This window comes from Synechococcus sp. GFB01, assembly GCF_001039265.1.
Taxonomy (GTDB): domain Bacteria; phylum Cyanobacteriota; class Cyanobacteriia; order PCC-6307; family Cyanobiaceae; genus NIES-981.
On sequence record NZ_LFEK01000056.1, the window covers coordinates 1 to 12,079 of the forward strand.

Consider the following 12,079-nt stretch of genomic DNA (forward strand, 5'->3'; position numbering starts at 1 on the left):
GCTGCTGGGCGGCGGCGGCCGTGATCGCGCGGCCCTGCTGGCGGCGGTGCTGCCGCGGCTGCGGCGGGGGGGCGTGGTGGTGATGCCGCTGGCCACGCTCGAGGCCCTGGCGGAACTGCGGCCCCTGCTGGAGCAGGCGGGACTGTCGGTAAGCCTGAGCCAGCATCAGGCCTGGCGAGGCGCCCCCCTTGCCGATGGCACCCGCCTGGCGCCGCTCAATCCCGTGCTGGTGCTGGCTGGGCGCCGCTCCTGACCGCCAGCAGCGGCTCGATCGACGCCGGAGTGCCCACCGCGATTCCCTGGGCTGCCGCCTGGCCGGAGGCCAGTTCGATCACGCCGTCCACCGGCTCGTCGGGGCCGTAGCTGCGGCAGGGCAGATGCATGCAGGGCTGGGCCGCGGTCTCGATCGCCACGACCCGGCCGTCGCGCACGAACAGCATGTCGAGCGGTTCCGGGGTGCGATGCATCCAGAAGCGGGCCGGCGTGGGGCGGTCAAAGGGGAACCACATGCCCCGCAGCGCCGGCAGCGGTGGGCGCAGCTGCAGCCCCTTGGCCTGCTCATGGGGCTCATCCGCCACCTCCAGGTCGATGCAGCGGCCTGGCTGCAGGCACCAGCGCGCCTCGATCGGCAGCACCTGCGGCGGCGGCTGCTGCCAGGTGGGCCGGTTCGCCCAGGCGGGGCTGCCGGCGCCGACCAGCAGGGCGGCGGCCAGCGGGGTGAGGCGGGCTCTCAGCGCGATTCCAGGGGCGGCATGCGCTCGCTGAGGCAGTAGCCCTGGCCGCGGATCGTGTGGATCAGGCGCCGTTCGCCGCCCTGCTCGAGCTTCTGCCGCAGGTAGCGCACGTAGACCTCGATCACATTGCTGGAGGTGGCCTGATCGTCGTTCCAAACCTGGCGCAGGATCTGCTCGCGTGACACCACGGTGCCCCGGCGCTCCAGCAGAAGCAAGAGCAGCTGATATTCGCGGGCGGTGAGGTTGATGCGGCGGCTGCCCCGCTTCAGCTCGCGGTTGGCGGGGTTGAGGCTGAGATCGCCGCCTGCAGCAGCAGCGGCGGCTGGCCCGTCCGGCGGCGGATGTCGCGGTGCAGGCGCAGGCGCATCAGCAGATCGCTCGGTCCCAGGCCCGACAGCCAGAAGTCGTCGGCGCCGCTGCTCAGGCAGCGGGAGCGGGCCTCCAGGTCGTCGCGGCCGCCATCGAGCAGCAGCGGGACGGCGCCGAAGCGTTGCCGCAGCTCCGGAATGCGGTGCGCCTCCGAGGCGGCCAGTACCACCAGATCCGGGCCCTCCACGCCGCTGGCCTCGGCCCCGGGGTCAACGATGCGGTAACCGGAGGCTTCGAGCCTGGCCGCCAGGGCCTCGGCCTCCGCCCCAGCAGCAGCACGCCGGCCGGCGGCGGGCCTGTGGCGCTCACGGGTTCGGTGCGTTGCCGGGCTTGGCCACATGCGGCAGGCCCCACCCAAGCTTGTTGCGCAGCACCTGGAAGAACTCGTGGTCGGCCAGCCGCACGAAGCGCACCGGATGGTCGCTGCGGCGGATCAGCACCCGATCCTCGGGCCAGATGTAGCAACCGGCGCTGCCATCCACCACCATCATCAGGCGCTCCGGCGTGGCCGGAAACACCGTGACCGGCTCCCGGTCGCTGAACACCAGAGCCCGCGAAGCCAGCGAGTGGGCCGCGATCGGCGTGAGCTGCAGCACCGGGCAGTCGGGGGTGATCACCGGCCCGCCGGCGCTGAGGGCGTAGGCGGTGGAGCCGGTCGGGGTGGAGAGGATCACCCCATCGGCGGCGATGTCGACCGGGGCGTGGCGGCCGATGGCGATCTCGAAGTGGCACATCGAGGTGAGCGGCTCCCGGTGCAGGGCCATCTCGTTGAGGCAGAGCACCTCCCAGCGCCGCTGCTCGCCCCGCATCACGCTCACCACCAGAGTGGTGCGCTCCTCCACCGTCCACTCGCCGGCGATCACCTGATCGAGGGCCCCGTCGAGCTGGGGCAGGTAGGCCTCGGCCAGGAAGCCCAGGTGGCCGGTGTTGATCGTGAGGATCGGCACGCCGATCGGTGCGGTCTGCCGGGCTGCGGAGAGCACGGTGCCGTCGCCGCCGAGCACGATCGCCAGGGCCATCTCCTCGCTGAAGGCAGCGGGAACACAGCCGGCGTAGCCGCGGCTGCGCAGGTGCTGATCGGGGTTGGCGAAGNCCACCATGCCCCCCACGCTGGTGACCCGGGCCACCGCGAAGCCGGCCGCCTTGAGCCTCGCCTCGATCGCGTCGGCGGTCGCGACGGCCAGCTCCTTGCCGTCGTTCACGATCAGTCCTGCGCGCGGCACCGATCGGAGGCGGGAACTGCCTGAGTTTATGAGGCCTGGGTGTGCCGGGCCCGCAGCGGCCGGGCCGGCCATGCGCCTGAACCGGCTCAGAACTGCTCCAGGAAGCGCAGATCGCTGGTGTAGAGCCTGCGGATGTCGTCGATGCCGTGGCGCACCATGCAGAAGCGCTCCACCCCGAGGCCGGCGGCGAAGCCGCTCCAGCGCTCCGGATCCAGCCCCATGCCCGTGAGCACGGCGGGGTCGACCATGCCGCAGCCCATCACCTCGAGCCAGCGGCCGCGCCACTGCACGTCCACCTCGGCGCTGGGTTCGGTGAAGGGGAAGTAGCTGGCCCGGAAGCGCACCGGCAGGTCTCCGAAGAACGCCTGGAGGAAGGCGGTCACGGTGCCGCGCAGGTGGCTGAAGTCGAGGCCCTCGTCGATCGCCAGCACCTCCACCTGGTGGAACACCGGCGAGTGGGTGGCATCCACGGCGTCGCGACGGTAGACGCGGCCCGGCGCGATCACCCGCACCGGTGGTGGATTGTTCTCCAGATGGCGGATCTGCACCGGGGAGGTGTGGGTGCGCAGCAGTCGGCCGTCCTCGAGATAGAAGGTGTCCTGCATGTCCCGGGCGGGGTGGTGCTCCGGGATGTTGAGGGCGGTGAAGTTGTAGTAGTCGGTCTCGATCTCCGGCCCCTCCGACACGCGGTACCCCAGACCGCAGAAGATGTCGACGATCTCCTCGATCGTGCTGATCAGGGGGTGGCGGTGCCCCGGGGGGGTGTAGCGGCAGGGGGCGGTCACATCCAGCGTTTCACCTGCGATGCGCTCGGCCATCGCCGCCGCCTTCACCGCAGCCAGCCGATCGCTCAGCAGACCGGAGAGCTGGTCCTTGAGCAGGTTGGCGCGCTGGCCGATCACCGGCCGGTCGGGGCCGGGCAGTTGCCCCATGGCGCCGAGCACCATCGAGAGGCGGCCCTTCTTGCCCAGCAGCCCCACCCGCAGCTCCTCCAGCTCGGCGGCGGAGGCGGCGGCGGCGATGGCGGCGGCCGCCTCGGCTTCCAGCTCCTCCAGCCGGGCGGTGAGATCCGAAAGCGACACGGTGACGCTCACTACAGGGCCGGGCACGAAGGCGAAGGGGAGACTGTACGGAGCAGCCGCGCGTGCCGATGGCGTCCCCGTCGCTCCAGCCTCTGAGGATCCTGATCTGCAACGACGACGGCGTGTTCGCCGCCGGCATCCGCACCCTGGCCAATGCCGCCCTGGCGCGGGGGCATGCGGTCACCGTGGTGTGCCCCGATCAGGAGCGCTCCGCCACCGGTCACGGGCTCACGCTGCAGACCCCGATCCGGGCGGAGCGGGCCGATGAGCTCTTCGACGACGGCGTGCGCGCCTGGGCCTGCAGCGGCACCCCTTCCGACTGCGTCAAGCTGGCCCTGTTCTCGCTGCTGGAGGAGTGGCCGGACCTGGTGCTCTCGGGCATCAACCACGGCCCCAATCTCGGCACCGACGTGCTCTACTCCGGCACCGTGAGCGCGGCGATGGAGGGCACGATCGANGGGCTGCCGGCCCTGGCGGTGAGCAGCGCCGACTTCCAGTGGCGCCAGTTCGAGCCCGCCGCCCGCATCGCCCTCGACGTGGCCGAGGCGATGCTGCAGGCGGGCTGGCCGGATCGGATGCTGCTCAATCTCAACGTGCCGCCGCTGCCAGAGGAGAGCATCGGCCCCCTGCGCTGGTGCCGCAAGGCGGTGCGGCGTTACACCGATCAGTTCGACCGGCGCGTCGATCCCCGCGGCCGCACCTACTACTGGCTGGCCGGTGAGGTGGCCAACGATCTGGAGGCCGAGGTGGCCGGCCCCCCGGACTGGCCCATCGATGTGGCCCATGTGCATGCCGGCGGCATCGCCCTCACGCCGCTGCAGCCGGAGCTCTTCTGGCGCGGGCACTGCGGCGATCTGCCCGGGCTGGCGATCTGAGTGAAGGGCGGCGGCCCTAGCCGGGCCGATGCATCCGCTGCAGCAGCCAGAGGCTGATCCAGAGGCCGATCAGGTGGGCGAACAGCACCTGGGTGTTGCCGAGCACCGACAGCATCTCGATCGAGGTGATCGGCAGACCCACCACCCGGCCGGCGGTGCCGGGCACCTGCTGGATCTGGGCGCCGAAGAAGCCCGGCACCTGCTGGGAGGCCTGCACGAACAGGCTGCCCGCCAGCGACTGATAGCCCAACACAGCCAGGCTGAGGCCGATCAGATCGCCGAGCACACCGCGTTTGATCAGCCGGGCCGTCTCCCCCTTGCTGGGCCGCACCGGACTGGCCAGAGCCCGGCCGCAGCGCACCACCAGCCAGCTCTGCCAGATCGACCAGAGCAGCAGCAGAAACGCGAGGGTGGTGAGCGAGATGCCCGGCCCGAGGCCGATGGCCCGCGCCGAGTTGGCCACCAGCCGGCCGCCGATGTTGTTGAACACCAGCACGCCCACCACTACCACGCCCAGCACCACCTGGGCCCAGAACCGCACCCAGCCAAGCCGTCGCAGGGCCGCGGCGATGCGTTGGAGGTCGAGACGATCCGCCATCGGGGCCGGTCGGGAATGCCCCAAAGTTGCCATGGGAAGATCGCTGCGGCCCGCACTGCAGAGGCATCCGTTGCGTTGACACTGCGTTGATCCCGCTGCGTACTCCCCAGGACGCGCTCCGACCCACGGCCATCGCCCTCGGCAGCTTCGACGGACTTCACCCCGGCCATCGCCGGGTGATCGCGGCCATCACCGCTGCCCAGCCCTCCCCCGCAGCGGAGCCGGGCACTGCCCCCGCCCCGGGGTCGCCGGTGCCCTCGGTGGTGAGCTTCTGGCCCCATCCCCGCGAGGTGCTCTACGNCGAGCCGCGGCTGCGGCTGGATCTGCCCTCCGAGAAGCTCAGCCTGCTGGAACCCCTGGGCATCCGTCAGCTGGTGCTGGTGCCCTTCGACCGCAATCTGGCGGCGCTCAGCCCCGAGGCCTTCGTGGAGCAGGTGCTGGGGGAGCAGCTGCAGGCGCGCCGCGTGGCCGTGGGCAGCAATTTCCGCTTCGGTGCCGGGCGCAGCGGCGACACCGAGACTCTGGTGCGCCTGGGGCGGGGCCTGGGCATCGACGTGGCGGTGGTGCCGATGCTGTGGGATGGCGAGGAGCGGGTGAGCAGCAGCCGGATCCGCCGCGCCCTGGCCGCTGGCCGCATCGCCGAGGCCGCTCGCCTGCTGGAGCGTCCCTACCGCTTCTCCGGCGAGCTGGTGCGGGGCCGGCGACTGGGTCGCCAGCTGGGCTGGCCCACCGCCAATCTGCGGGTGGATGGCCGCAAGTTCCTGCCGCTCGAGGGTGTCTATGCCGCCTGGGCGCAGCTGCCCGGCGGGGAGCCGATGGCGGCCGTGATGAATCTGGGCCCGCAGCCGAGCGTGGATCCGCTGGCCCCCTCGGCGGTGGAGGTGCACCTGCTCGATCGCCGGCTCGATCTCGACGAGGGCCAGGAGCTGGTGGTGCAGCCGCTGCGGCTGCTGCGGCGCCAGCGCAGCTTCGCCGATCTGCAGGCGCTCAGCGCGCAGATCGGCCGCGATGCCGACCAGGCACGACGCCTATGCGCCCGGGTAGGCGTGGGTGAGACCCCAGACGATGAAGAGGCTGATGCCGCCGAGCAGCAGAATGCCTGAGATCAGAACCAGCATGGGCCTGTCGGACCCGCCCGTTTCGATCGCCATCGGCCTGCCGTCGTGAGCATCACCTTACCCAGCCCCGGCGATGCCGGCCTCGAGCGCGGGTCGGTGCATCGCCTGATCGATGCCAATCTCGACCGGGCCCGCGAGGGGCTGCGGGTGCTCGAGGACTGGGCCCGCTTCGGCCTCGATCGCCCCGATCTGGTGGCACGGCTGAAGGATCTGCGCCAGCGGCTGGGGGTGCTTCATGCCGACGTCTACAAGCAGGCCCGCCACACCGCCGCCGACCGGGGTGCCGGCCTGGGCCATCCGGCCCAGGAGCAGCGCCGCCAGCCGGCCGAGGTGGTGGCTGCCAATGCCGCGCGGGTGCAGGAGGCGCTGCGGGTGCTGGAGGAGTTCGGCCGCCCGCTCGATGCCGCCCTCGCCATCGAGGCCGCCGCGATCCGCTACGCCCTCTACGACCTGGAGGTGGAGCTGCTGCAGCTCCGGCGCAGCGCCACCGGTGAGCAGCGCCGCCAGCGGCTGGCCGGCTGCCATCTCTATCTGGTCACCAGTCCGGTGCCACGGCTGGAAGCGGTGGTAGAGGCGGCCCTGGAGGGTGGGGTGCGGCTGGTGCAGTACCGGGCCAAGGAGGGGGGCAGCGGCTCCGACGGCACCCCCCTCGACGACAGCATGCGCCTCGAGCAGGCCGAGGCGCTGCGACGCCTCTGCGCCCGCCATGGGGCGCTCTTCCTGGTCAATGACCGCCTCGACATCGCCCTGGCGGTGGATGCCGATGGCGTGCACCTCGGCCAGGGGGACCTGCCGGTGGCCGTGGCCCGTCGCCTGCTGGGCCCGGATCGGCTGATCGGTCGCAGCACCCACCAGCTCGAGCAGCTGCGCCGGGCCATCGCCGACGGCTGCGACTACGTGGGGGTCGGGCCGGTCAATGCCACCCCCACCAAGCCCGGCCGCCAGCCGGTGGGGCTCGACTACGTGTGCCAGGCTGCGGCGAGCAGCGCGATCCCCTGGTTCGCGATCGGCGGCATCGAGGCCGGCAACCTGGCGGTCGTGCGCAAGGCCGGTGCCGAGCGGGTGGCGGTGGTGCGGGCGATCACGGCGGCCGCCGATCCGGCGATGGCCACCCGCCAGCTGCTGGCCGCTCTGGGCCGCGCTCACTGAGCCGGGCAGGCCCCGGCACAGCTCCCCGGTCCACCCCTCAGGCTTTCATCAGGCCCGTGTTCCCACCAGCCCCTATCCCGCCCTCCTCCCGCTCATGGAGCCGATCGCGATCCAGGTGAACGGTGAGCCCCGCCGCTGCCGGCCGGCCTCAGCCTCGATCAGGCGCTGGCGGCGCTCGGCTATCGCCCCCAGCTGGTGGTGGTGGAGTTCAACGGCGTGATCCTGCCGCGGCAGCGCTGGGCCGAGCAGCCGGTGGTGGAATCCGATGTGCTTGAAGTGGTCACCATCGTGGGAGGTGGTTCCTAGATTTTTCAGACCCTTCCTGCTGCCGTGCTGCGCCGCGTTCTCTCCTGGCTGGCCCTTCCGGTCCTCGTGATCGGTCTGCTGGTGGTCCATCCCGAGCCCGGCTGGACCGCCAGCGGCGGACGCATCGGCGGAGGCAGTTTCCGCAGCGCACCCTCGATGCCTCGCAGCTACAGCGGTGGCGGGGGCTACGGCGGCAGCTACCGCGGCGGGTACGGCGGGGGCTATGGCGGCGGCTTCGGCTTCCCCTTCGTGCTGCCCTTCTTCTTCGGCGGCGGTGGGCTGTTCGGCTTCCTGCTGCTGATGGCGGTGGTGGGCCTGATCCTCAACGCGGTGCGCGGGGGCGGAGCCTCGTCTTCCGGCGGTGGCAGCCTGGCCGTGCCTCAGGCCGATGGCCCCGTGACCGTGGCCCAGGTGCAGGTGGGTCTGCTGGCCCGCGCCCGCGACCTCCAGGTCGATCTGCGTCGCCTGGCGGCCTCCGCCGACACCTCCAGCAGCACCGGGCTGCAGGTGGTGCTGCAGGAGACCGGCCTGGCCCTGCTGCGCCACCCGGACCTCTGGGTCTACGCCAGCGCCGAAGCGGGTCAGGTGCCCTTCACCGCGGCCGAATCCACCTTCAACCGCCTGTCGATGGCGGAGCGATCCAAGCTGGATCGCGAGCTCACCAGCAACGTGGGCGGCCGCCGTTTCCAGGACCCGGCACTGCCGGCCGGTGCCAGCGACGCCACCAGCGATTTCATCGCCGTGACCGTGCTGGTGGCCAGCCGTCAGCGGCTGACGCTGCCCGCGGCCTCCAGCGCCGAGCAGCTGCGCCAGGCCCTGCAGACGCTCAGCGCCGTGCCGGCTCAGGATCTGCTGGCCGTGGAAGTGATCTGGCAGCCGGAGGGCGATGGTGAATCGCTCAGCACCGACCAGCTGCTCACCGCCTACCCCGATCTGCAGCATCTCTGAAGCTCAACGCGGCGTCCACCCCCTTGCCGGTGGCTCGCCGCCTGCCCACACTGCGCCCAGCTGCCTGCCAGGGCGATGGTGCGCCGTCCGCTCCACTGGGTCAACACTCCCGTGCTCCTGCAGGCGATCGAGCGCTACGAGCAGGGCCGGCTGCCGCGCAGCATGCGGCTCTGGATCGAGGGGTTGCTGGAGCTCGAGGTGCCGGGCTCAGACAGCCTGCGCCGGGGCTGCTGATCGGTCGCTCCGGCCGTCGCCCCAGCCCCGCAGGATTCGCAGGGCCGCCATCGCCGCCCCGTAGCCGTTGTCGATGTTGACCACCATCAGCCCCGGGGCGCAGCTGGCGAGCATGCCGTGCAGGGCGGCGGTGCCCCCGGCGCTCACCCCGTAGCCCACCGCCACGGGCACGCCGATCACGGGCTGGGGCAGCAGCCCGGCCAGCACGGTGGGCAGGGCTCCCTCCATGCCGGCGCAGGCGATCAGCACGTCGGCCTGCCGCAGGGCCTCGAGCTGATCCAGCAGCCGGTGCAGCCCGGCCACACCCACATCGAGCACCAGCTCCGCGGCGACTCCGTGGCAGGCGAGTGCCAGCCGGGCCTCGGCCGCCACCGGCAGGTCGCTGGTGCCGCCGCTCAGCACCGCCACCCGTCCCTCCAGCGGGCCCGGTTCCGGCAGGCGGCCGGCGGTGAGGCAGCGGGCTTCGGCATGGTGCCGCAGCTCCATCTCGGGGTGCGCATCAAGGGAGGCGGCCACCGCCTCGGCCTTCCCCGGCGCCAGGCGGGTCGCCAGGGCGAGCTCCCCGGCGGCATGCAGCTCCCGCAGGATCGCCGCGATCTGCTCGGCACTCTTGTGCTCCCCCCAGATCGCCTCCACCATGCCCAGCCGGCGGCGGCGGCCGAGATCCAGTCGGTGCTGGCGCGTCATCGCCGCTCCCACACCATCTCCACCAGCGCCGGGGTGATCCAGAGGCTGGTGTGGCGGCGGGCCCAGCTGAGCTCGGCCTCAAGGGCGGTCTGCTCGGTGGCACTCCAGAGGCCGGCGGCGCTCAGCTGGGCCGGATAGCTGGCCAGAAAGTCCTGCAGCCAGAGGGCCTTGGGCTGATCGCCGGGGGAGCAGGCCATCAGGCTGTCACTGTGCAGCAACCGGAACCCCCGCGCCTCGAGCAGGGCCGGCAGGCGCGCGGCCACGTCGGGATCGCCGCCGTGGTCGCGCCAGTGGAGGATGCAGCGCTGCACGAAGCGGGCCAGCTGCTCGCCCCGCGGGTGGAGCGCGAAGCTGTCCCAGCGCACGTATTCGTGCAGCACCAGCCGCCCGCCGGGCCGGAGCGCCTGTTTCAGCAGATCCAGCAGCGGGTCGAGCCGGGGCAGGAACATGGCCAGCCAGCGGCACCAGGCCCCATCCCAGCTGCCCGCGTCGAGGGCGGCGCTGGCGAGGGGCTCGGCCAGGTCGTGCTGAAGGATCCGAACCTGCTCCAGGCGCCGCTGGCGGCACTGCTCCTGCAGGTGATCCAGGTAGGCCGCCGCACTGTCGATGGCCAGCACCCCGCCGCTGGGACCCACCAGCTCGGCCAGCTCGAGGCTGGCGAAGCCCGGGCCGCAGCCCAGGTCGATCAGGCGCTGGCCCGGCCCGAAGCCGGCCCGTTGCCATGCCGAGAGCATCGCCTCCTGCCAGATGCAGTGCTGGCGGTTCAACCGGGCGCGCTCCTCGGCATGGCTGCCCAGCACGTAGGAGCGGTTGTCGCGGGCGGCGGCCCGGTTCATGGGGGCAGCAGCTCCCCCTCGAACACCAGCGGGAAGGGGTTGCCGCTGCCCTGGCCCGTGGCCGCCCGGGCCAGCTGCTCGAAGCGCTCCTGCACCGCCTCGACCTCGGCGGTGGGAATCGCCTTCCACTGCTCGCGGCTGGCCCAGCGGATCAACAGGGTGCCCTCCTGTCGCTCGGCGTCCCAGAGCAGGTCGCGACCCACGAAGCCCGGCTGCTGCCGCAGCCAGGGTTCCCAGCTGCCGCGCTCGGCCTCCAGCCAGGCCTTGCGGGCCTCGGCGGGAACCTTGAGGCGCAGATGCTCGACCACGGCCACTTCGACCGCTTCGCCGGGCCGTTCGCCCGCGGCGAGCGCCGCATCGGGATGGCCGGCCAGCAGCATCACCAGGCTGAGCACCACGGCCAGCAACCTAGCCAACGTGGTCATGGCTGCCGCAGCAGGGCCACCGCATGGCAGGAGATGCCCTCCTCGCGGCCCTCGGCGCCCAGCTTCTCGTTGGTGGTGGCCTTCACGCCCACCTGATCCGGCTCGAGCCCCATGCTTGCGGCGATCGCGCCGCGCATCGCCTCGATGTGGGGTTTCAGCTTGGGTCGCTCCGCCACCACCACGGAGTCCACGTTGGCCACGCTCCAGCCTCGCTCGGCCACCAGGGCCACCACCCGTTCCAGCAGCTTCAGGCTGTCGGCCCCCTTCCAGCGCGGATCGTCGGGGGGGAAGTGGCGGCCGATGTCGCCCAGCGAGAGGGCTCCCAGCAGGGCATCGATGATCGCGTGCACGAGCACGTCGGCATCGCTGTGGCCATCGAGGCCCAGGCCGGCGGGGTGCTCGAGACGCTGGCCTCCCAGGATCAGCGGCCGCCCCGGCACGAGGCGGTGGATGTCGTAGCCGTTGCCGATGCGCAGCTGCATGGGTGGGTGGCCGGACCGCTGCCGGCGTGGAGCGGGTCAGTCTTTCACCGGATGCCCCGCCGTCCGTTCCGGCAGCACCTGCAGGCGGGTGCCGTCGCGACCCATCACCAGCACACTGTCGCCGGGCTGGAGCGCACCGGCCGGTTCGAGGTTGGTGGCCGCCCAGCTCTGGCCCTGCCAGCGCACCCGTCCGTCGCTGCGGCTGCCGAAGCCGTTGATCACCTCCGCCCGGTCGCCGTCGGCGGGCGGCGGGATGGCCCGCTGCCGCTGCCGCCCCATCCAGTGCTGCAGGGCCGCCAGCAGCAGCGCGGTGAGCCCCGCGAACAGACCCACCTGCAGCAGCGGCGCCAGGGCCACCATCCCGGTGATCGCCGACACCGCCAGGGCGGCGATCGCACCGGCCAGCAGTCCGTCGAAGTCGGCGCCCAGCAGTTCCAGCAGCAGCAGCAGCAGCCCGAACACCAGCCAGATCAGGGCGGCGGGAAGCATGGTGGTGGCGCTCTGGTGCACTGTGGTCATGCTGCCTAGGGTTGACGGCAGTGGCATCGGATCGGCGATGGAAGCCCTGCTCTCGTTACCGGCCCTGGTGGTGATGGCCGTGCTGGGGCTGAACAGCGTCAAGGTGACCAGCGGCGGCCAGTCGCGGCTGGTGGAGCGGCTGGGCAAGTACGACCGCCAGCTGCAGCCGGGGCTCTCCTTCGTGCTGCCCGTGGTGGAGAAGGTGGTGAGCCACGAGTCGCTCAAGGAGCGTGTGCTCGACATCCCGCCGCAGCAGTGCATCACCCGCGACAACGTGGCGATCGAGGTGGATGCGGTGGTGTACTGGCAGCTGCTCGAGCACGCCCGCGCCTACTACGCCGTCGACAACCTGCAGTCGGCGATGGTGAATCTGGTGCTCACCCAGATCCGTGCCGAGATGGGCAAGCTTGACCTCGACCAGACCTTCACCACCCGCAGCGAGGTGAACGAGGTGCTGCTCAAGGAGCTGGATCAGGCCACCGACCCCTGGGGCG

General features: G+C 72.0%; 18 protein-coding genes and 1 pseudogene. 8 read left to right on the plus strand and 11 right to left on the minus strand.

Features of this window, described 5'->3' with window-relative positions:
- A pseudogene (locus tag SYNGFB01_RS07905) lies at positions 1-253 on the plus strand (bifunctional cobalt-precorrin-7 (C(5))-methyltransferase/cobalt-precorrin-6B (C(15))-methyltransferase); the annotation flags it as partial.
- On the opposite strand, the gene SYNGFB01_RS07910 reads toward SYNGFB01_RS07905, so the two are convergent.
- The 5 genes from SYNGFB01_RS07910 to pheS all read right to left on the minus strand — a co-directional run bounded on the left by SYNGFB01_RS07910 (position 216) and on the right by pheS (position 3,420).
- Entirely contained in the window at positions 216-635 is a 420-nt protein-coding gene (locus tag SYNGFB01_RS07910) for a DUF192 domain-containing protein (protein ID WP_369795518.1), read from the minus strand. The pseudogene SYNGFB01_RS07905 and the gene SYNGFB01_RS07910 overlap by 38 nt on opposite strands.
- Before the next feature lie 95 nt (positions 636-730).
- Positions 731-949, minus strand: coding sequence for a winged helix-turn-helix domain-containing protein (locus SYNGFB01_RS16365; RefSeq protein ID WP_369795519.1), 219 nt, complete (start codon positions 947-949; stop codon positions 731-733).
- Between the two features lie 50 nt (positions 950-999).
- Positions 1,000-1,443, minus strand: a complete 444-nt coding sequence (locus SYNGFB01_RS16370) for a hypothetical protein (RefSeq protein WP_369795520.1) — start codon at positions 1,441-1,443, stop codon at positions 1,000-1,002.
- Entirely contained in the window at positions 1,409-2,326 is a 918-nt protein-coding gene (locus SYNGFB01_RS07920) for an NAD(+) kinase (RefSeq protein ID WP_048017617.1), read from the minus strand. Before SYNGFB01_RS07920 ends, SYNGFB01_RS16370 begins: the two co-directional genes overlap by 35 nt.
- 86 nt (positions 2,327-2,412) lie before the next feature.
- Positions 2,413-3,420 (minus strand): phenylalanine--tRNA ligase subunit alpha, encoded by a 1,008-nt coding sequence (pheS, locus tag SYNGFB01_RS07925; RefSeq protein ID WP_048017618.1) that lies wholly within the window; start codon positions 3,418-3,420, stop codon positions 2,413-2,415.
- 56 nt (positions 3,421-3,476) lie between these two features.
- On the opposite strand from pheS, the gene surE reads away from it, so the two are divergent.
- On the plus strand, positions 3,477-4,283 hold the full coding sequence (gene surE / locus SYNGFB01_RS07930) for a 5'/3'-nucleotidase SurE (RefSeq protein WP_048017619.1): 807 nt from the start codon (positions 3,477-3,479) through the stop codon (positions 4,281-4,283).
- 16 nt (positions 4,284-4,299) lie between these two features.
- Here the strand turns inward: surE and SYNGFB01_RS07935 are convergent, their stop codons facing one another.
- Entirely contained in the window at positions 4,300-4,881 is a 582-nt protein-coding gene (locus SYNGFB01_RS07935; RefSeq protein ID WP_048017620.1) for a DUF3611 family protein, read from the minus strand.
- Between the two features lie 86 nt (positions 4,882-4,967).
- On the opposite strand from SYNGFB01_RS07935, the gene ribF reads away from it, so the two are divergent.
- From ribF to SYNGFB01_RS14915, 5 genes are all read left to right on the plus strand, one after another.
- Positions 4,968-5,984 (plus strand): riboflavin biosynthesis protein RibF, encoded by a 1,017-nt coding sequence (gene ribF, locus SYNGFB01_RS07940; protein ID WP_048017621.1) that lies wholly within the window; start codon positions 4,968-4,970, stop codon positions 5,982-5,984.
- Positions 5,985-6,050: 66 nt separating this feature from the next.
- Positions 6,051-7,148 (plus strand): thiamine phosphate synthase, encoded by a 1,098-nt coding sequence (locus SYNGFB01_RS07945; protein ID WP_235300030.1) that lies wholly within the window; start codon positions 6,051-6,053, stop codon positions 7,146-7,148.
- A 195-nt stretch (positions 7,149-7,343) separates the two neighbouring features.
- On the plus strand, positions 7,344-7,454 hold the full coding sequence (gene thiS, locus SYNGFB01_RS16375) for a sulfur carrier protein ThiS (protein ID WP_369795521.1): 111 nt from the start codon (positions 7,344-7,346) through the stop codon (positions 7,452-7,454).
- 24 nt (positions 7,455-7,478) lie between these two features.
- A complete protein-coding gene (locus SYNGFB01_RS07950) occupies positions 7,479-8,402 on the plus strand; it encodes a DUF1517 domain-containing protein (protein WP_369795522.1) in 924 nt (307 codons plus the stop codon).
- 75 nt (positions 8,403-8,477) lie between these two features.
- Positions 8,478-8,636 (plus strand): hypothetical protein, encoded by a 159-nt coding sequence (locus SYNGFB01_RS14915; protein WP_200900079.1) that lies wholly within the window; start codon positions 8,478-8,480, stop codon positions 8,634-8,636.
- Here SYNGFB01_RS14915 and larB read toward each other — a convergent pair.
- From larB to SYNGFB01_RS07975, 5 genes are read right to left on the minus strand one after another with little or no spacing between them, the layout of a single operon-like run.
- Positions 8,610-9,323, minus strand: coding sequence for a nickel pincer cofactor biosynthesis protein LarB (gene larB / locus SYNGFB01_RS07955; protein WP_048017630.1), 714 nt, complete (start codon positions 9,321-9,323; stop codon positions 8,610-8,612). The genes SYNGFB01_RS14915 and larB overlap by 27 nt on opposite strands.
- A complete protein-coding gene (locus SYNGFB01_RS07960; protein WP_048017623.1) occupies positions 9,320-10,159 on the minus strand; it encodes a methyltransferase domain-containing protein in 840 nt (279 codons plus the stop codon). The genes larB and SYNGFB01_RS07960 overlap by 4 nt, the downstream gene beginning before the upstream one ends.
- A complete protein-coding gene (locus tag SYNGFB01_RS07965) occupies positions 10,156-10,584 on the minus strand; it encodes a TIGR03792 family protein (RefSeq protein WP_048017624.1) in 429 nt (142 codons plus the stop codon). Before SYNGFB01_RS07965 ends, SYNGFB01_RS07960 begins: the two co-directional genes overlap by 4 nt.
- The gene (gene ispF, locus SYNGFB01_RS07970; protein ID WP_048017625.1) at positions 10,581-11,066 is read right to left on the minus strand and encodes a 2-C-methyl-D-erythritol 2,4-cyclodiphosphate synthase; all 486 of its coding nucleotides are present in this window, start codon (positions 11,064-11,066) and stop codon (positions 10,581-10,583) included. The genes SYNGFB01_RS07965 and ispF overlap by 4 nt, the downstream gene beginning before the upstream one ends.
- 36 nt (positions 11,067-11,102) lie before the next feature.
- The gene (locus tag SYNGFB01_RS07975; protein WP_048017626.1) at positions 11,103-11,585 is read right to left on the minus strand and encodes an NfeD family protein; all 483 of its coding nucleotides are present in this window, start codon (positions 11,583-11,585) and stop codon (positions 11,103-11,105) included.
- 37 nt (positions 11,586-11,622) lie between these two features.
- Here SYNGFB01_RS07975 and SYNGFB01_RS07980 point away from each other — a divergent pair.
- Positions 11,623-12,079, plus strand: a 457-nt coding sequence (locus tag SYNGFB01_RS07980) for a paraslipin (protein ID WP_048017627.1), incomplete at its 3' end; no start/stop codon positions are given.

What these genes read in the sequence shown, in the direction of transcription:
- SYNGFB01_RS14915 (WP_200900079.1), top strand. Translation starts at nt 8,478, where the DNA reads ATGGTGCGCCGTCCGCTCCACTGGGTCAACACTCCCGTGCTCCTGCAG.
- larB (WP_048017630.1), bottom strand. Translation starts at nt 9,323, where the DNA reads ATGACGCGCCAGCACCGACTGGATCTCGGCCGCCGCCGCCGGCTGGGC.
- SYNGFB01_RS07975 (WP_048017626.1), bottom strand. Translation starts at nt 11,585, where the DNA reads ATGACCACAGTGCACCAGAGCGCCACCACCATGCTTCCCGCCGCCCTG.
- SYNGFB01_RS07965 (WP_048017624.1), bottom strand. Translation starts at nt 10,584, where the DNA reads ATGACCACGTTGGCTAGGTTGCTGGCCGTGGTGCTCAGCCTGGTGATG.
- ispF (WP_048017625.1), bottom strand. Translation starts at nt 11,066, where the DNA reads ATGCAGCTGCGCATCGGCAACGGCTACGACATCCACCGCCTCGTGCCG.
- SYNGFB01_RS16370 (WP_369795520.1), bottom strand. Translation starts at nt 1,443, where the DNA reads ATGTGGCCAAGCCCGGCAACGCACCGAACCCGTGAGCGCCACAGGCCC.
- SYNGFB01_RS07935 (WP_048017620.1), bottom strand. Translation starts at nt 4,881, where the DNA reads ATGGCGGATCGTCTCGACCTCCAACGCATCGCCGCGGCCCTGCGACGG.
- SYNGFB01_RS07960 (WP_048017623.1), bottom strand. Translation starts at nt 10,159, where the DNA reads ATGAACCGGGCCGCCGCCCGCGACAACCGCTCCTACGTGCTGGGCAGC.